This window comes from Albidovulum aestuarii (assembly GCF_029961185.1).
Classification (GTDB): domain Bacteria; phylum Pseudomonadota; class Alphaproteobacteria; order Rhodobacterales; family Rhodobacteraceae; genus Albidovulum; species Albidovulum aestuarii.
Genome location: NZ_JASBQQ010000005.1, coordinates 194,230 through 212,188, shown reverse-complemented (window position 1 = coordinate 212,188; position 17,959 = coordinate 194,230). Strand labels below are relative to the sequence as shown.

Annotated in this window: 19 protein-coding genes; 4 read left to right on the top strand and 15 right to left on the bottom strand. The window is 61.5% G+C overall.

All coding sequences use genetic code 11. The features are described 5' to 3' along the window. Positions 1–6 precede the first annotated feature (6 nt). From QKW60_RS13245 to purB, 4 genes are all read right to left on the bottom strand, one after another. A complete protein-coding gene (locus QKW60_RS13245) occupies positions 7–882 on the bottom strand; it encodes a lysophospholipid acyltransferase family protein (protein WP_282369349.1) in 876 nt (291 codons plus the stop codon). Positions 883–1,027: 145 nt separating this feature from the next. Then, positions 1,028–2,098, bottom strand: a complete 1,071-nt coding sequence (locus tag QKW60_RS13240) for a flagellar motor switch protein FliG (protein ID WP_419762683.1) — start codon at positions 2,096–2,098, stop codon at positions 1,028–1,030. Positions 2,099–2,167: 69 nt separating this feature from the next. Next, the gene (locus QKW60_RS13235) at positions 2,168–2,335 is read right to left on the bottom strand and encodes a carbohydrate-binding module family 14 protein (protein ID WP_282369348.1); all 168 of its coding nucleotides are present in this window, start codon (positions 2,333–2,335) and stop codon (positions 2,168–2,170) included. 107 nt (positions 2,336–2,442) lie between these two features. Next, positions 2,443–3,747, bottom strand: coding sequence for an adenylosuccinate lyase (gene purB, locus QKW60_RS13230; protein ID WP_282369347.1), 1,305 nt, complete (start codon positions 3,745–3,747; stop codon positions 2,443–2,445). A gap of 80 nt (positions 3,748–3,827) precedes the next feature. On the opposite strand from purB, the gene QKW60_RS13225 reads away from it, so the two are divergent. Next, positions 3,828–4,175 (top strand): hypothetical protein, encoded by a 348-nt coding sequence (locus QKW60_RS13225; RefSeq protein ID WP_282369346.1) that lies wholly within the window; start codon positions 3,828–3,830, stop codon positions 4,173–4,175. Continuing rightward, a complete protein-coding gene (locus QKW60_RS13220) occupies positions 4,172–4,585 on the top strand; it encodes a DUF6314 family protein (protein WP_282369345.1) in 414 nt (137 codons plus the stop codon). The genes QKW60_RS13225 and QKW60_RS13220 overlap by 4 nt, the downstream gene beginning before the upstream one ends. Before the next feature lie 9 nt (positions 4,586–4,594). On the opposite strand, the gene QKW60_RS13215 is transcribed toward QKW60_RS13220, so the two are convergent. The 3 genes from QKW60_RS13215 to QKW60_RS13205 form a co-directional block, all read right to left on the bottom strand. Continuing rightward, positions 4,595–5,464: an alpha/beta fold hydrolase gene (locus QKW60_RS13215; protein ID WP_282369344.1), complete on the bottom strand. Its 870-nt coding sequence runs from the start codon at positions 5,462–5,464 to the stop codon at positions 4,595–4,597. A 151-nt stretch (positions 5,465–5,615) separates the two neighbouring features. After that, complete coding sequence (locus tag QKW60_RS13210; protein WP_282369343.1) at positions 5,616–6,452, bottom strand: c-type cytochrome; 837 nt, start codon at positions 6,450–6,452, stop codon at positions 5,616–5,618. A gap of 188 nt (positions 6,453–6,640) precedes the next feature. After that, positions 6,641–7,858, bottom strand: coding sequence for a bifunctional alpha/beta hydrolase/OsmC family protein (locus QKW60_RS13205; protein ID WP_282369342.1), 1,218 nt, complete (start codon positions 7,856–7,858; stop codon positions 6,641–6,643). A 220-nt stretch (positions 7,859–8,078) separates the two neighbouring features. On the opposite strand from QKW60_RS13205, the gene QKW60_RS13200 reads away from it, so the two are divergent. Further along, on the top strand, positions 8,079–8,279 hold the full coding sequence (locus QKW60_RS13200; RefSeq protein ID WP_282369341.1) for a hypothetical protein: 201 nt from the start codon (positions 8,079–8,081) through the stop codon (positions 8,277–8,279). 13 nt (positions 8,280–8,292) lie between these two features. On the opposite strand, the gene dddP is transcribed toward QKW60_RS13200, so the two are convergent. Next, positions 8,293–9,636 carry a dimethylsulfonioproprionate lyase DddP gene (gene dddP, locus QKW60_RS13195; protein WP_282369340.1) on the bottom strand — a complete coding sequence of 448 codons (1,344 nt, stop codon included), beginning with the start codon at positions 9,634–9,636 and terminating at the stop codon, positions 8,293–8,295. Positions 9,637–9,781: 145 nt separating this feature from the next. On the opposite strand from dddP, the gene QKW60_RS13190 reads away from it, so the two are divergent. Then, entirely contained in the window at positions 9,782–10,984 is a 1,203-nt protein-coding gene (locus tag QKW60_RS13190) for a class I SAM-dependent methyltransferase (protein ID WP_282369339.1), read from the top strand. Positions 10,985–11,044: 60 nt separating this feature from the next. Here the strand turns inward: QKW60_RS13190 and QKW60_RS13185 are convergent, their stop codons facing one another. From QKW60_RS13185 to speB, 7 genes are all read right to left on the bottom strand, one after another. Next, entirely contained in the window at positions 11,045–11,662 is a 618-nt protein-coding gene (locus tag QKW60_RS13185; protein WP_282369338.1) for a TetR/AcrR family transcriptional regulator, read from the bottom strand. Then, positions 11,655–12,551: a polyphosphate kinase 2 gene (gene ppk2, locus QKW60_RS13180; RefSeq protein ID WP_282369336.1), complete on the bottom strand. Its 897-nt coding sequence runs from the start codon at positions 12,549–12,551 to the stop codon at positions 11,655–11,657. The genes QKW60_RS13185 and ppk2 overlap by 8 nt, the downstream gene beginning before the upstream one ends. 161 nt (positions 12,552–12,712) lie before the next feature. Further along, positions 12,713–13,645: a homoserine O-acetyltransferase MetA gene (gene metA, locus QKW60_RS13175; protein WP_282369334.1), complete on the bottom strand. Its 933-nt coding sequence runs from the start codon at positions 13,643–13,645 to the stop codon at positions 12,713–12,715. Positions 13,646–13,682: 37 nt separating this feature from the next. Beyond that, positions 13,683–14,546, bottom strand: a complete 864-nt coding sequence (locus QKW60_RS13170; RefSeq protein WP_282369332.1) for a DEAD/DEAH box helicase family protein — start codon at positions 14,544–14,546, stop codon at positions 13,683–13,685. A 139-nt stretch (positions 14,547–14,685) separates the two neighbouring features. Next, positions 14,686–15,768 (bottom strand): outer membrane protein transport protein, encoded by a 1,083-nt coding sequence (locus QKW60_RS13165; RefSeq protein ID WP_282369331.1) that lies wholly within the window; start codon positions 15,766–15,768, stop codon positions 14,686–14,688. A gap of 76 nt (positions 15,769–15,844) precedes the next feature. Further along, positions 15,845–16,783, bottom strand: a complete 939-nt coding sequence (locus tag QKW60_RS13160; protein ID WP_282369330.1) for a DMT family transporter — start codon at positions 16,781–16,783, stop codon at positions 15,845–15,847. After that, positions 16,780–17,754 (bottom strand): agmatinase, encoded by a 975-nt coding sequence (speB, locus tag QKW60_RS13155; RefSeq protein ID WP_282369329.1) that lies wholly within the window; start codon positions 17,752–17,754, stop codon positions 16,780–16,782. The genes QKW60_RS13160 and speB overlap by 4 nt, the downstream gene beginning before the upstream one ends. Positions 17,755–17,959 lie beyond the last annotated feature (205 nt).

Below are 17,959 nucleotides of genomic sequence, written 5' to 3'. Positions count from 1 at the left end.
CCGGTTCTACTTCCAGCGGCGATGAATCCAGAACCACTGGTCCATATGATCGCGCACGAGCCGTTCCAGACTGTCGTTGATCGCCTGGGTCATGGTCAGCGGGTCACTATGTGGAATAGGTGCGTCGGTGACGATCCGGAAATTCAGCCCGTCCGGTTCACGCACCCCATAGACGGGGATTATCTCTGCCCCGTATTTCAGTGCCAGGTCGGCGGCTGAGGTCGCGGTGTAGGCCGGATGGCCAAAGAATGTCAGCTTCTCGCCGCGCCCCATATGCTGGTCCATCAGCAGGCCCAGCATGCCGCCCGAACGCAGGAACTTGACCATCGCCCCCATGCCCTTCTGCCCGCGCGGGAACAAGGGCGTGCCGATTACCGAGATTGTGTCGAGGTAATGGGCGTTGAAGAGCGGGTTCTTCATCGGCTTGTAAAGCGCGCCGACCCGGTAGCCGCGCGCGATCAGGGCGGCGCGGGCGACGTCGTAATTTCCGAAATGGCCGGTGGCGAGGATCACCGGGCGGCCCTCGCGATGGGCCGCCTCCAGCGCTTCGGCCCCCGGACCGGTCAGCGGCAGGTCGCGCACGCGCTTGATGAACTCGCGGCCCGAATAAAGCTCGATCATGGTGCGGCCGACATTGTCGGCCACGGCGCGGGCAAGGCGCCGGACTTCGGATTCCGGCAGGTCAGGGCAGACGAGCGCCAGATTGTCGCGCACCCGGCGCGACCAACCGGCAAGTGGCGCGATGAGGCGCGAGATTACCCAGCCCGCAACCGGCACCCGACGCTCATAGGGCAGGGTCCGGGCCAGCGTCAGCAGCAGCCGGAAAGCCCCGTCCGTCACTTTATCGCGCAGGCTGGCCTTCAGTCCGTTCTCCGCCGTCATCGGTCCTCGTCGATCTGGCGCGGCTCATCTTTCCGGCGCGCACCTTCCGCAGCCAGACATAGAGGCGCGAAAGCGCGATCACAAGCGCATGGGGGAAGCGGCCGGGACCGCCCTAGCAGGGATTTAACCGGCGACAGCCGGCGCGTCAGTCGTCGTCCTCGTCGCTTGTCTTCAACACCAGTTCGCCAGCGCTTTCCAGATCGCGGATGGCGACGATGATCGCGGTCATGGCCGCCTCGGCATCCTTATCCTTGACCTTACCGCGTTCGACCATCTCTTCCCTGAGCGAGGACGCCATGCGCTGCGACATGTTCGATAGAATGAATTCCGCCGCGGCCCTGTCGTTATCGCCGGCCGCTCCGGCCAGCGCGTTGATCAGCGTTGCCTGATCCACGCCACGCGTGACCTTGGAAATATCTCGTCCCTCGATCCGGTCGGGAATATCGGCGAAGGTGAAGATTGCGCGGCGCACTTGCGTGGCAAAATCGGTGTCGGTTTCGGTCAGCCCCTGCAACACGTCGTCGCGGGTCGCGGCCGGCGAGAAATTGAGGATCGCGCCCACCCGTTCCACCGGGTCGGCCTCAAACGCGCGGACCGGCTGTGTCTCCAGCTGACCGACCAGCGACAGGCCGATCTGGCGCACCGTTTCGGGGTCGATGTTGCCGGTCTGGCTGACCGCATAGGCGATGCGTCGGGCGCGGTCGCCGGGCAGCTTGCCGAGCAGTTCGGCGGCGCGCGAGACGGCGAGCTTCGACAGCATCACCGCGCCGACCTCGACGCTTTCCTCGGTCAGGACGGGCAGGAGTTTTTCTGGATCAAGCGCGGCTATCCGGTCCCAGGGATCGGCCTTGGCCGAGGCGCTGGCGAGCCGTTTCAACCGGCTGGCGGCGGTGGCGGAAATATGACCGTCGAGCATCTGCAAGGCGCCGTCGATGCCGCCGGGAAAGGACAAGCCGACCGATTCAAGACGTGTCAGGAACTCCTCCACGACATTTCGCAACGTGTCGCGATCGACCGAGCGCATGGAGCCGATCTGTTCGGTCAGCGCGGCCTGCAGGTGGTCCGGCAGATCGCGCAATGGCAGGTTACCACCTTCGGACAAAAGAAGCCGCACGATGATTGCGGCTTTCTGGCGGCCTGTCATGGCAGGCGGGGCGGGGGGACGTCCGGGTGCGGAATTGGCCTGCGGTCGCGACAAGGGCGTCAGGGCCGACATGTTCCGATTCCTCCGTTCCGGTCTTCGGAGGAGGCTGTCAGAAAGCGGTTAAAGCGTCGTTACGGTTGTTCAGCTTCCGACGGTGACGCAGCTTTGGGTCGCGGCATCCCAGGCCGTGCCCTCGGCGCAACTGATCTGGGCCTGACGTTCGCCGTGGCTGCAGCCCTGCGCAAGCACAGCCGCCGGGGCAAGGCCCGCAACAAGCGCAATCGCGGTGATCAGAGACTTCATCGGCATGGTATCCTCCATCCTGTCTGGGGTGGAGTGTGCCAGCGGAAGGGGGCGCCACGCAAACAAAAGCTGCCCGAAACCCCTTATTGCTCACGGAATCGTGTGCCGGGGTGTCAGTCCCCGAACACCCGGCGAAAGATCGTATCGACATGTTTGGTGTGATAGCCCATGTCAAACTTCTCGTTGATCGCGTCCTTGCCGAGGGCTGCCACGACTTCCTCATCGGCCAGCAGCATTTCGCGGAAATCGACGCGGTCTTCCCAGACTTTCAGCGCATTGCGTTGTACCATCGCATAGGCGTCCTCGCGGCTGACACCGGCCTGGGTCAGCGCCAAGAGAACCCGCTGCGACATGACAAGGCCGGGGAACTTGTTCATGTTGGCCAGCATGTTTTCCGGAAATATCAGCATCTTCTCGACAACGCCTGCCAGCCGGTGCAGGGCGAAGTCGAGCGTGATGGTCGCATCCGGGCCGATGCCGCGTTCGACCGAAGAATGCGAGATGTCGCGTTCGTGCCAGAGCGCCACATTCTCCATCGCTGGGATCACCGCCATGCGCACAAGCCGCGCGAGGCCTGTCAGGTTCTCGGTCAGGACCGGGTTCTTCTTATGCGGCATAGCCGAAGAACCCTTCTGCCCCATCGAAAAGAACTCCGCCCCTTCCAGCACTTCGGTGCGCTGCATGTGGCGGATCTCGATGGCGATGTTCTCGATCGAAGAGGCGATGACGCCGAGGGTCGCGAAGAACATCGCGTGGCGGTCGCGCGGGATAACCTGCGTCGAAATCGGCTCGGGGCGGAGGCCGAGTTTCTCGCAGACATGTTCCTCGACCGCAGGGTCGATATTGGCAAACGTGCCGACGGCACCGGAAATCGCGCCGGTCGCAATCTCCCACCGGGCCTTTTCCAGCCGGTTCTTGTTGCGGTCCATCTCGGCGTAGAAGCGGGCAAAGGTCAGGCCCATCGTGGTCGGTTCTGCATGGATACCGTGGCTGCGGCCGACGCGAACCGTGTCCTTGTGCTCATAGGCGCGCTTTTTCAGTGCCGCCAACACCTTGTCGACGCCGCCAAGCAAAATATCGGCCGCGCGCACAAGCTGCACGTTCAGGCAGGTGTCGAGCACGTCGGACGAGGTCATGCCCTGATGGACAAAGCGCGCCTCTTCGCTGCCCACATGCTCGGCCAGATGGGTCAGAAAGGCGATGACATCATGTTTGGTGACGGCCTCGATCTCATCGATCCGCGCCACGTCGAATTCCACGTCCCTGGCCTTCCAAACCGCATCCGCATTTTCGCGCGGGATCACTCCAAGATCGGCCATCGCGTCGCAGGCATGAGCTTCGATCTCGTACCAGATGCGGAACTTGGTTTCCGGCGACCAGATGGCAACCATGTCGGGACGGGAATAACGGGGGATCATCCGGGGGCCTTTCCGTTTGAGGGACGCGCGGGCGTGTCCTAGACTGGCATGGAACAGGTGGCAAGCGGGCAGGGATGAATATGCGGCGATTGATCCTGACGATGGGGCTTTGTCTCGCGGCTCCGGCTCTGGCTGAGGACTGGCAGGCGCTGAGCGGAGCGGAGATCACCGAGGCGCTGGCGGAGCGCAAGCTGACCTATGAGAACGGCGCGGTACAGATCTTCCGCGAAAGTGGCGCGACGACCTATAGCGTCGGGTCCGGTCTCAGCGAGGGGCGCTGGCGGGTGGAGGGGGATGAATACTGTTCGAACTGGCCCCCAGCGGCGATCTGGAGCTGTTATGCGCTGGAGCGGGATGTTGAAACCGGGCGGCTGCGCTTTGCCGGGGCCACTGGCGACATGACCGTCGGGAGTTACTCCGACGAATGAGCTTTGTGCCGAAACTTGAAGATTTTGTTGGAAATTGGAAGATCGACCGGGTGATCGTGGACCGCCTGACGGTACAGGAAGGTCGATTTGAAGGCCGCGCGAGCTTTGTGCCCGATGGTGATGCATTGCGTTATCGCGAGGAAGGACGGTTGCGATTTGGTGATGGTGCGCCGATGACGGCGGTGCGGCAGTACCTCTGGCGCGACGCCGCCGGGCGGATTGCGGTCGACTATGGCGATGGCCGGGTGTTTCACGATTTCGATCCGGCCGATCCTGCGGCCCGTCATACGTGTGAACCCGATGATTACCGGGTGCGTTACCACTTCCACGGATGGCCCGGCTGGAGTGCCGAATGGACGGTGACGGGGCCACGCAAGGATTACACGATGATCAGCCGCTATTCACGCTGATCGGCAGTGTCAGGCGGATCGTCCTGCGATGAACCGCTCCACCAGCTCGACGATAACAGGCGCCAGCGCGGGCGTAATGACATGCCCCATCCCGTCGATGACCTCCAATTCCGCCCCTGGAATCAAAGACGCGATCTCGCGCCCCTCCTCCGGCGGGATCAGCGTGTCCTCTTCGCCGTGGATCACGAGGCAGGGAAGGGCGACCTTCTGCAGGGCGTCGCGCCGGTCCGGTGTGTTCAGGATCGCCATCAGTTGCCGGTTCACGCCCTCGGCTTCTGCCCCCCGGTCATAGGCGCGTTCCGCCTGTGCCCTGAGATAGCTCTCCGTGGCCGGAAAACCCGGACTGCCCCATTCGCGGTCGCCGGCAAGCGCAGCTTCGATATAGTCAGCACGGCCCGCGGGGCGGGACAAAAGCCGCTCCCCCAGATCGAGCCCCCTGAGCCGGGCAGAAGACATGACGATCGTTGCGGACAGCAGACGGTCGGCGTAATCGCAGGCGAGGAGCTGTACAATCGCCCCGCCCATGGAGATGCCGAACACATGGGCCCGATCAATGCCAAGCGCATCCATGAGCCCTGTGACATCACGCGCCATATCGGACAGGACATAGGCGGGCTTCGGTACCTGCCCCGCGTGCAGGTAGGCCAGGATGGCGTCGGCATCACCCTCAGCTCCCGGCACCGGGCAACGCGCGGACAATCCAACATCGCGGTTGTCGAAGGTTACGAGACGGTAGCCCGCCGCCACGAGGCCGGTAATCAGCTCCGGTGCCCAGTGAACGATCTGCGAGCCCAGCCCCCGGATGAGTATCAGGGCCGGAGCGTCGGGGTCGCCATGCTCTTCGACTTCCAGATGAACACCGTTTGCCACAATACGCATTGCCATCCCCGAAAAGACCCGGTTGTGACGATGGCGCGGAGTGAAGTGATGATCAAGCGGGCTGCCACGCCCCGCGCCAGCGGGCGCTCCGGGTGCGGCAACCGACCGATACCCTGTCCGACGGGTCCGAGCCACATACTAAGGCGGTTGGTTACCCCTCGTAGTCAGGCAGGGGTGGCAGCGTGCGTAAGTAGAGAATAATCGCCGCGAGATCGTCGTCGGTCATCTTTGCGAGGAAAGAATAGGGCATCGGCGGCATCATCGGTGTTCCGTCCGGCCGAATTCCTTCGACGATCATCTTCGCGATTTCTTCATCCGTATAACCGGCGAGACCATCCTCATGTGTCGTCAGGTTGGCCGAGACCGATACGCCCCATGGACCCGGAATCTCGAACCCGCCCTGACCAAGTGAGGTGTCGAGCATCGGCCCTTCCGGTCCCATCGGCGTATGGCATTCCATGCAATGCGCGACCGGTCCGGCGAGATATGCACCATATTCGACCGTGACACCCGCGGGGATGGCCGCGACATGCTCGACCGGTGGTCCGTAGGCGGGTGGAAGCGGAATGTTGTAGACACTTTCCGGCACCGTGTTTTCCACTGCCGGAACGGTGCGCAGATAGGCCACCATGGACATTACGTCGTCGTCCGAAAGGCCGCGATACATAGCGAATGGCATCGGTGGCCTGATGAGCGATCCGTCCGGTCGAATGCCTTCACGGATCGCACGGGCGAATTCCGCGTCGGTCCAGTTGGCGACCTCGCCCGCAGGCGTGATGTTTTCCGAATAGGCGGTGAATTCCGGGATATCGAGAACCAGCCGTCCGGACAATTCCTGCCCGGCGACGAATCCGTTCGGTCCGAGAGGCGTATGGCAGTTGCCGCAGCCTGCCGGACCATTCACGAGATAGTCCCCCCGTTCAAGCGAGGGTTCGGCCCAAACCGGACCTGCCGCGAAACACGCGGCGATCACCAGCACCCGTTTCATGATGTACCCTCCCGTTCGCGCAACACCTTCATTGAGGTGCCTAAGATACCAGACTACCACGGATTATTGTGCGCCTGTGTGGAACTATTCAGGTTTCGGAGGCGAAACGAAGGCTGAATGACCGGTCAGGATTGTGTGGGAGAGCAGTGAATCACGCCTTGGTGGTTTACGCATAGGGCGGTGGCGACTCAGGTGACAAGGGTTGTTTCAACACGTGACGTGGCCTCAAGTGTCCGGTGCACCGGACATTTGTCCGCTATTTCCAACAATCTCTCGCGCTGGTCGGTGTCCAGATCGCCCTCGAGCGTGATCTCGCGCTGAAATACATCGACCTTCGCGCCGTTATCACAATCGATGCAATCCTCGGCATGGACCTTGGCGTGGCTGACATCGACCCGGACATGGGTCAGTGGCCACTTCTTGCGCCGCGCATACATCCGGATCGTCATCGAGGTGCAGGCGCCGAGGCCCGCCGCAAGGAACCCATAAGGCGACATGCCCCGGTTCGTGCCGCCATAGGCCTCGGGTTCATCGGCCAGGGCGTGGTGCAGAGGACCGGCATTGACGTGCTGAAGAAAGCCGTCGGGGTCGGCCTCGGAGACGCGGATGATACCTTCGGGTGCGCCCTTCGGCGCCGCTGGTTGTTTCAGGTTCAGATACCGCGCCGACCAAGCCGCAATGACCTCGGCGGCATATTCGGCATCGGCCGGGCGGGTGATCAGGTGGTCGGCATCGTCGAGCGTCACGAAACTCTTGGGGTGTTTCGCGGCGGAAAAGATCGCGCCGGCATTCTCTATCCCGACGATCTGGTCGCGGGGTGCGTGCAGCACCAAAAGCGCGCGTCTGAGGGTGGCGATGGGGGCGGAGAGTTCCTCGGCCGCCACTTCGCGCACGAATTCGCGGCCGATGCGGATCGGACGGCCGCCGAGATTGACCTCGGCCACGCCCTCTTCTTCGATTTTCTCTAGGGCACCTGCAAAGTTATGGGTGACATGGCCCGGGTCGAACGGTGCGCCGATGGTGACGACAGCGCGGAGGCTTTCGATCTGACCGGCGGCTTTCAGCACCGCCGCCCCGCCCAGCGAATGGCCAATGATCAGCGCCGGCGCCATGCCGCGATCGCTGAGGTAACCGCCGGCGGCAACCAGATCGGCAACATTCGACAGGAATCCGGTCGCCCCGAAATCGCCCTTGGACTGGCCAAGGCCGGTGAAGTCGAAGCGCAGGGTCGCGATCCCCATTGCAGCCAGCCGCGCCGCGATACGACGCGCGGCAACCACATCCTTGCCGCAGGTAAAACAATGGGCAAAGAGCGCAGTAGCCAGATGCGGGCCATCCGGCAGGTCGAGCCGGGCCGAAAGCTCTGCGCCGGAATGGCCGGGAAAGCTGATGCGTTCGGTTGCCATGACTCTCTCCTTGGTGCGGGTCTGGGAAAGACTGGGGGCCATACCGGCCCGTGACAAGGATTGTGACCGGTGCGTCACGCAGTGGTGAGGCCGGGGTTTTAGTCAATAACCTCAATTCATCACGATGTGTTATGAATGTCAGAACATACATTCGTTTTAATAATTCAAAACGCGCGCCTAGATAGGACGAAGAAACGATCCCCACCCAAGGAGATTTCCCATGACATGCACTGATTGCATCAACCGCGACACCGCGCCCCAGCCGTCCTCATCGTTATCGCTCGGGCTTATTCTTCTAGTCCTTGGCGGCATGGCCGTCGTCGCATCTGCCCCGACTGTGCCGGATCGGATGGGCAGCGCAGATATCGCAGCGGAAGACTGGCACGGCAATGTACGCGCCTCGGGCTGGACGAACGATTGAATGATGGGGCTGGTCAGGCCAGCCCCATCAGCCTTTCGTCGAACGGATATTTCGTCAGGTTCTCGTATCCCGTCTCTGTAATCAGCACCTGATCCTCAAGCTTGATCGAGAAATCGCCGCCATCGGGGCTGACCAGCGCCTCAACGCACAGCACCATGCCCGGCTGGACCTCGTATTCGAACGCGCCGTCCTGCCAGTGGTCGGGATAGACGATCGAGGGCCATTCATCGCACAGCCCGACGCCGTGCATCTTGACGCCGTATTTCAAACGGTCGAACTGGGCATCGAGCTGGTGGCCGCCAAAGACGAGATCGCGGAATGACACGCCCGGTTTCAGCATCTCCATATTCGTCATGATGTGCTCATGCGCGTGGCGCATGGCGTAGACCATCGAATTCGTCGGTTTGGCGTCGCCCACCCACCACGTCCGCGAGATGTCGATACAGATGCCATAAGAGCCAATCAGGTCGGTATCGAAGGCGACGATCTCGTTCGGCTGGATGATGCGCGGCCCGCATTCCTGAAACCACGGATTGGTGCGGGGACCTGACGCCAGAAGCCGTGTTTCGATCCACTCGCCGCCGCGCTTGATGTTTTCGGCGTGCAGCACAGCCCAGACATCGTCCTCGCTCATATTGCCCTGCGGCACGCCTTCGCGGCAGGCCTTCTCCATCGCGGCGATGGATTTCTCACAGGCGTCATGGGCGCAGCGCATCGCAAGGATCTCGTCCGGTCCCTTGATGACGCGGGCTTTTTCGGTGCACTCCTCGCCTTCGCCGACGATGAATTCCGCGTCTTCCAGTGCACGCAGCCCGTGGACCATGATCTTGTCGACGCCCAGATGGCGGTTCGTCCCGGCATGTTCGCGCATCACCTGATCGACATCGGCGGCAAATGCCTTCGCCGCTGCCTCCCCCCGGTCGCCGGTCGACATGTAGAACATCGAGGCACCCGACCGCACCTCGCGCACGAGCGGGTTATGCTCGGCTAGGAAGGGCGAGTTCTTGTATTCCCACAGAACCATGTACCCGTCGGCGCACAGCAGAAGCGCCCGGAACGGGTTGTGCGTGTTCCAGAGCTGCATGTTCGTTGCATCCGTCGCATAGCGGATATTCAGCGGATCGAAGAGCAGGATGCCGCCCCAGCCGCGCTCCACAACATGTTGCGTCAGCCGCTTCCAGCGAAATTCGCGCATCCGTTCGAGGTTCGGCAGCGTGAGCCCCGCAGCTTCCCATTCACGGAATGCCAACTGAGTAGGCCCGATCTCGATCCGGTTGTTGTCGTTCGGGCTGCCATCCGCCAGGGTCTTGCCCTTGGTCGGATCGATCTTGCGGGTGTCGGAATAGTGCGTGTCCATTGGGGCTCTCCGGGTTGCACGTTCAGCATCGACCCAGGTCGGGACGCCGTCCTGCACGATTGCGACATGGATCGGGTCTGTTTCCGGCTTTGCCTCACCCCATCCCGCTTGCTAGGAGGGGGCGTAGAGGAAAGGGGGCTCAGGAATGGACAAGGTCAGCGAGCAGTATGAGGCCTATCCCTATCCCGAGCGCAATCCCGCCGATGAGCGGAAGCGGCTGATCACCGGCTCGCCCTCTCATCCACTGGAGATGGACCACTTCCTCTGGGGCGGCAAACGTGACTGGTCGCAGCCGCTGCGCGCGCTGGTTGCCGGTGGTGGGACAGGCGACGCGCTCATTCAGATGGCGGCCGTCCTGACCGCCGCAGGGCGACCCTATGAAATCACCTATCTCGACCTCTCCCGCGCCTCGCGGAGCATTGCCGAGGAACGGGCCAAAGTGCGGGGGCTGACGGGTATAAGGTTCGAGACCGGAAGCCTTCTTGACGCGACGAACTACGGCACATTCGACTACATCGACTGCTGCGGGGTGCTGCATCACCTGCCCGAACCTCAGGCGGGGTTTGACGCACTGGCGCGGGCGCTGGCGCCAGAAGGCGGCATTGGACTGATGGTCTACGCACCCTATGGCCGTTCCGGCGTATATCCGTTGCAAGAGGCGTTCGGCACAATGACAGAGGGGATGAGTCCGAAGGTGCGGCTGAAGACGGCAAAAGCGGTCTATGAAAAGCTTCCTGACGGCCATCCGTTCAAGCGCAACCCGCATCTCGTCGATCACGAACAAAGCGATGCGGGTTTCTACGACCTTCTCCTGCATTCACAGGACCGGCCCTATGTCATTGGCGACCTCATCGCCGCGCTTGAGGCAGCCGGGCTTGCCTTTGTCGGTGCGCCACAGGCAGGGCTCTATGACCCGGCGCGCTTCCTGCCCGATGGCGTCACGCTGCCCGACGGGATTGATCAGGCCCAACGGATGGCATTGGCCGAAAGGCTCGACGGGACGATCAAAACCCATGTGATTTATGCCGCGCCCAAAGACCGGGTGATCCCAGTGCCGGGCAAGGACATGGCATCAGTCCCGCATCTAAAGGGCGTCAGCGGTGCCGATCTCTCGCGCGAGGTGGCGCGCAAAGGCGAGATTACAATCGCACGCGGATCGGAGAAAACCCGCCGGACAATCTCGCGGGACGTGGCCCCGCTGCTGGCCGGGATAGACGGTCGAAAGCCGCTTTCGGCGCTGGCTCAGGCGGCGCGGCTCGACCCGCTCGCCTTCAACGCGCTTTGGCGTCCTGCCGAGCGCATATTGGTGCAGGCCGGTATCCTGCTCTATTCGCGGCTATTGGGATAAAACCGTACGTTTGGTGCAGGCCGGCAAGGAATGGCGGGTGGAAAGGCGCTGCCACCGGGCCTATTCGTCGGGCGGTACAAGTCCAAGGCCGCGCAGATAGATCCCGATCCCGGCCTCAAGAAGCTCCTCGGGTGGAAATGGCGCCCGGGCGCCCGGTTTGCCGCGGGTAAAGAGTTCAACGACGCCATGACTCATCGCCCAGATATGGGCCGAGAACATCGCGGCCGGGGGGCGTTTGTCCGCAGGGATATGCTGCGACAGCTTTTCGGCCGCGCGGGAAAAGACCTGCCGCGCACGTTCCGAGGCGCGGGCAAGGTCGGGGTTGGTGTTCAGCGAAATGCCGCTTTCGAACATGGCCATGTAATGGCCCGGGAACTTCCGCGCGAAAGCAAGATAAGCGCGGCCCGTCGCCTCGAAAGCAGACAGGGCCGAAGGTTTGCCGCCGTTATAGGCGTGATCCATGAGGTCGGCGAAAATCTCGAACCCCTGCCGCGCGCATTCGGCAATGAGGTCGTCACGACCGCCAAAGTGACGGTAGACGGCGGCGGGTGTGACGCCTGCCGACTTTGCGGCATCCGAAAGGTTGAAACCTTGCGGGCCCTGCTTTTCGATGAGCATGAGCGCCGCATCTACGAGCGCGCGCCTCAGATCGCCGTGGTGATAGCCCTGTTTAGGCATCGAGGATGCCCGGCCCGCCGCAGATCTTCGCATCGGCCTTGCCGATGGCCTTCGTATCCTTGCCCGCATAGTCGACGCGGGACAGCACGGTCTGGATCGCGGCAATGCGGGCGCGGGCCTTGTCATCGGCGCGGATCACCGCCCAGGGTGCGTGTTTACTGTGGCTTTTCCTCAGTGTCTCGCGAATTGCATCGGTATAGGCATCCCATTTCTTCAGCCCCTCGACATCAATCCACGACAGCTTCCACTGCTTCAGCGGGTCCTTTTCGCGCTTGAGGAAGCGGCGGAGCTGCTCGGCTCGTCCGACATTTAGCCAGAGCTTTACCAGCGTGATCCCCTCATCAACGATCATCTGCTCAAAATCGGGAAGCTGTTTGAAGAACAGTTGCCGCTGTGGGGGCGTGCAGAAGCCGAAGACATGTTCGACGACACCACGGTTGTACCATGACCGGTCGAAGAGCGCGATTTCACCCGCTGCGGGCAGCCAGTCGGTATAGCGTTGGAAATACCATTGCGTCGCCTCCCGGTCGGTCGGTTTCGGCAGGGCCACTATATAGGCCGAACGCGGGTTAAGGTTCTCGCGCATCCGCTCGATCGTGCCGCCCTTGCCGGCAGCATCGCGCCCCTCGAAAAGTACGCAGAGCCGTTTACCGGTATTGCGGAAATCGTGCAGCATCTTGACCAGTTCGATCTGCAGAGCCTCCATATGCCGGGCATAGTCCTTGCCTTTCATCTCGCGTTCGTAGGGATAGCTGCCCGAGAGGATGTCGTCTTTGTCACCCTCGGCGATGGCCTGACGGATGGCTGCTGGGGCTTCGGTTTCAAGGTATCTGGTGATGTCCCCGACAAAGGGAATTGCCTGCGGTTCCGTTCCCTGCGTTTTCGCCATGACAATCCTCCCCTGGGAATTCGGTTTAAGTATGGCGATTGCACGGTGGCGCACAATTACCCGGTCGGCAGTTTCCCCGACCGCTGATAGAATTTCGAGACAAAATTCAGTCCCCACGGCGAGGGAAGGGTTTTGTCCAAAACTTCTCCGGTCATCGTGCTCTATTCAGTGTCGCCTGCGCTGCCAATCCTGGCGAGGTCGAATGGCGTCGACTGGTAGATCTCGTTGATCCAGTTGCCGTAGAGAAGATGCGCATGGCTGCGCCAGCGGTTCAGCGGCTGCCGGCTCGGGTCGTCGTCGGGATAGTAGTTCATCGGCACATTTATTGGTGTGCCGTTCGATACGTCGCGGTCGTACTCTTCCTTGAGCGTGCCGCTGTCATATTCGAAATGGTTGAAGATATAGAGCGCGCGGTGGCAGCGGTCCTCGATCAGGCAGGGGCCGACTTCGTCGGAACCGAGCAACGTCCTGAGCCCTCCGGCGTTGTCGACTTCTGACTGCTTCATCTCGGTCCAGCGACTGACCGGAATGACGAAGTCATCGGAAAAGCCGCGCAGATATGGAGAGGCGGGGGAAAGGTTCTGGTGGCGGAAGCAGCCGAAGGCCTTGGCGCCCAGACTGTGTTTCTTAAGGCCGTGGAAATGGTAGGCCATCGCCATGCCGCCCCAGCATACGCCGAAGGTGGAATGGACATTGGTCTGGGTCCAGTCCATGACCTCGATAAGCTCATCCCAGTAGCTCACCTCTTCGAACGGCAGATGTTCTATTGGCGCACCGGTTATGATCAACCCGTCGAACTTTTCGTCCTTCACGTCCTGAAACGGGCGATAGAAGGCTTCCATGTGTTCGGCGGCGGTATTCCGGGTCTGGTGTTCGCTCATCCGGATGAGCTGGAAGTCGATCTGCAGCGGCGTCGCGCCGATCAGCCGGGCGAACTGGTTTTCCGTCTGGATCTTCTTTGGCATGAGGTTCAGGAGCCCGATCCGCAAGGGCCGGATGTCCTGGTGCGCGGCCCGGTCCGGCGACATCACCATGACGCCTTCCTGCGACAGCACGTCGAAGGCGGGAAGAGTCTCGGGCAGGGTGATGGGCATCCGGGTACTCCTGTTCGGAAGGCCAGAGATAGGCTGGTCAGCCGCGCGCCTCAAGTGCCCCGGCGACAAGGCTTTCGAAATCGCCGGGAGTACTGATCTGTGCGACCTCTTCGGCGGTGACCGTGATGCCCCAATTCCGCGCCATCGCCTCGTAGAGCGGCTGACGATGGGCTAGGGCGCGTGAATAGGCCCAGCGCACGAAGGCGTCGGGATCGACCTTTTCTTCCGTCAGGTCGTTGGTCTTCAGATACTCCGCCCAGGCAGCGTGCAAGAAGTCCGGTTGGTAATACATTGGCTTCGGCGCGCGGTCGAAACGGCGGATCAGTTCCTCTGTATGGGCGTCAGAACCCTTGATCCAGACCATGAGCGCCGCATTCGACAGCGCGGTCAGCACCGGGTCGGCGGGATCGTCCGGGTCCACCACCTCACAGATCGACCCGCCGCTGTCGCAGATGAAGTGATCGTAGCCGTAGAGCGACTGAGCCCGCTCGGCGAAATGAACGGTGTCGAGCAGGGCGGCAATCTCGGCCGTCCGGTGCTGGTCCTGCCGGCGCATATATTCCGTAAAGGGCAATCCGCCCTTGGCCGGATCGCCCGGCTTGCCGAGATAGGTCGATAGCGGCGCGAGGTTGTTGAAGGTGATGTTCGAGGTGATATGAACGGAATCGGTCATCAGCAGTTCGCGCAAGAGCGGCACCTTCATCGCCTCGCGCTTGAAGTTGTCGGCAATGTGTTCGCCCATGTAGCGGGTGCCGATGCGGTAATCGATCGAGTAGTGGAACCAGTTGCCGCCCGCGCGCAGGAGATTGGCGATATGAGTCTTGCCGAGCCCGGACATGCCGAACACGAGTACCCGCTTGCACTTTGCCGCCTGCCATTCCGCTGCCGACTGGTAGATCATCGCCGTATTCCCGCTTGCCGTACCGGCGTTTGCCTAACCGGAACAGGGGCGAAGATCACGAAGTTTTTTTTGGCGATTTCTGACCGGAAACGAAACTGCCCCGCCGGAGCGGGGCAGTTCAGGTCAGCGTTCTGTTGGTTCAGAAGCTGTAGCCGATGCGGATACCGGCGCCGATGCCGGAGTTGTCGTTGAAGCTGGAGCCGACGGACGTTGTCGTCGCATCACCGATGGCAACATAGCGGACACCGCCAGTGATTTTCATGTTGTCCATCTTGTAGGTCGCGGCAAGACCGATGCTCGTATAGCCGTCAGTCGCGCCAAGGTTGCCGACTGGATCGCCGAGGTTCTTTTCATAACCGACGAGAACCGCACCAGACCACTGCTCGTTGAACTTGCGGCCGAGGCCGAGATTGTAGGTCACGATGTCGTTGGAATAAGAAACGATCGGCGCGCCAAGGAATTGCGGCGTGATGTCGAAGACCGTCCAATCGACCCAGCGGATCGACCCAAAGAGCAGCGTATCGGCCGCGATGCCGGTCTGAAACTCAAGGTTGACCGATTGCGGGATCTGAACATCAAGCGTGCCGTTCAGCGGGATCAGCGCAAGACCGGTTTCAACGGTGTCGTAGCTCTGATCGATCTTCGAGTTGTAGGTCAGGGCAACACGTGCTGCGATCTCAGGCTTTTCCCAGGCCACGCCCAGAACATAGCCCAACGCTGTATCGCGGTCGGCGGAAAGGTCGTAGTTGGAGAGCACCGGAGTTTCCAGATGAACCGTGCCCTTGGACGCCTGCACACGAACGCCGCCAATGACCGAAAAATTTGATGGCAGCTTGTAGCGAAGCAGCCCGGTAACGGCGAGTGACTCGACATCTGCTGACGAGCCGGCAAACGGGTAGGGCGCGTTGCCTGCCGGATAGCTGACACTCGCCCCAATTGGCTGGTCTACGATAATCGCGAGGTCAACTTTATCGTTAAGAGCCTGCTTATAACCCAGCGAATAAGTAACATAGCTGCCAGCCATATCACCGCTCACAAGCCCCGAGAAAGGCCCGTTGCCGACGCCGGTGACGCCTGGGTTAAATGCCCCGAGCGTGAACTCAGCATAATTGCCGGGCTCGAACAGGATCGCCACGGATTGGGCGGACCTCTCGAGACCGCCGGCAAAGGCCGTGGACGCACTCAGTATGAGGCCGCTCGCTACGGCCAGTGTTCTGTTCATCGTCTTCTCATCCCTAACAAGATCGTGGTTGCTTGTTTTGTTTTTTTAGAACCCTTCCCATCGGGTTGCGTTGGCGTCAATTTGTGACGTTGCGTTCTGGCACGGGGGTGGAGCGTGTGACGTAACGATACTTTGCTTCCGCGCGGATGTTGAGTAAATTCGCGAAAAAGATGATCGCTCCGCCAAAAATCACCATTAGGTCGAGTGGCTCCGCGTAAAAAACCATGCCTATCAGCGCGATTACAGGCAGCCGCAGGAAGTCGACGGGCGTCACGACCGAGGCGGGGGCGAGTGTGAGGGCCTTGGTCAGGCTGAAATGTGCGCCGAGCCCGGCAAGCCCCATCACGATGACCCAGGGAATCGTTTTTGCGTCTGGCCAGGTGATACTCCCATCATATCCGGCGCAGACAAGACTGAAGCCCGATTGCATGGCCGCCAGCCAGAAGAGGATGCCGATGATTGATGCGCGGCGGGTCAGACGCTTGGTTGCGATCGCCGTGCCCGCGAATGCCACTGCGCAGAGAAGGGCCGTAATCAGGCCCACAGAGAGGCCTCCGGCGCCGAACGGACGTGCGACGATCAGAATGCCGCAAAAGCCGAGCAATACCGCCAACAGTTTCGTGCGGGTCAATCGTTCGGACAGAAAGAACGGCGCGGTCAGAGCGACGATCAGAGGGCTGGAGAATTCCAGCGCAAAGAGCTGTGCAAGTGGAATGAGGGCGAGTGCGTAGAGCCAGAGGTTCTGTCCGGCAAAGTGGATAACGTTGCGAATGAAATGGTGACCAAGATGGCGGGCTTCGATCTCGATCAGGCGGCCGGTCGCTGTTGCAAATGCGACCACGGCGATGACCCCGATCAGCGAGCGGTAGAGCATCATTTCGAACGTATCGAGTGCCGCGCCGATCTCGCGCCCAGAAATGGCAAGGGCGGAGAAGCCGATGATGGAGCCCAGCATCCAGAAAGCCGCCGCCACCGGACGGTGAATATCTGACGAAGTCACACCGGTTGCGGTCATGCGGGTGCACCGGCCGCTTTGTCGCGTTCATGAAAGATGAAGCCGAGGAAATTCAGCAGCACCTGTGCTGCCAGTATCGCTGTGGAACCGGACGGATCGTAGTCTGGGGCAACCTCCACCAAATCAATGCCGACAATGTCGTGCGCCCGTGCAGCACCTTGCAGCAGTTCCAGAACCTCATAATAGAGAAACCCTCCATGGCTGGGGGTTCCGGTGCCGGGGGCGATGGAGGGACAAAATCCGTCGATGTCGATCGTGACGTAAAGGCGTGCTCCCTTCGGGATCCGTGCCAGAACCGCTTCGGCCCCAAGCTTGCGGACCTGACGGACTGACAAGATATCCGCGCCCATCTTGCGGGCTGCGTCATAACCTTCCTTCGCGGTGGAGGACACATTGCGGATGCCGAGTTGCGTCAGGCCGGTTACATAGCCCTTTTCGGCGGCGCGGCGCATCGGGTTGCCGTGGCCGTGGCGGACCCCGTGACGCTCGTCGACAAAATCGAGATGGGCGTCGATCTGCAGGATATGGACCGGGTCCTGACCCTCGAAGGCGCGGATGCACGGGATGTTGACCGAATGATCGCCGCCGATCACCACGGGCAAGGCTCTCGCCTTCAGGATTGCCCGAACGCCTGCCTCGATATTGGCGTGACTTCTTTCCGTGTCGGTATGGACGATATCGGCGTCGCCGATATCGACGATCCGCACGTCGGAGCCGAGATAGGTGGCGTCATCCTCGTGGTCATAGGCCCCGGCATGACCGAAGGAAAAGAGTGTCGAGGCTTCGCGCACCGCGCGCGGGCCGAAGCGGGCGCCGGGGCGGAACTGGGTGCCAAAGTCGAACGGAGCGCCAAGGATCGCGACATCGGCCTCTATCCGGCTCCAGTCCTCAACGTAGGGACGCTTGCCGAAGGTAGAGATCCCGACGAAGGGCAGGTTGAGCCGTCCGCTTTCATATCCGTGTCCACCCATCCGGCTTCCTCCCTGAAGACGATTAACCTTTCGCCGCAACACTGCGCGGGTTTTGCTGCCGAGGGAAGGCCGGGCGATCTATGGCGCTTACTGCGCGACCGAAAAGCCGCAGCAGGCGGGATTTTTTGGGGCGGTGTTCGCGAGGCCTCGCATCCCGGGCACCGCTCCGTCATCCTGCCATGGCGAAAAACTCAGGAGAACCGGA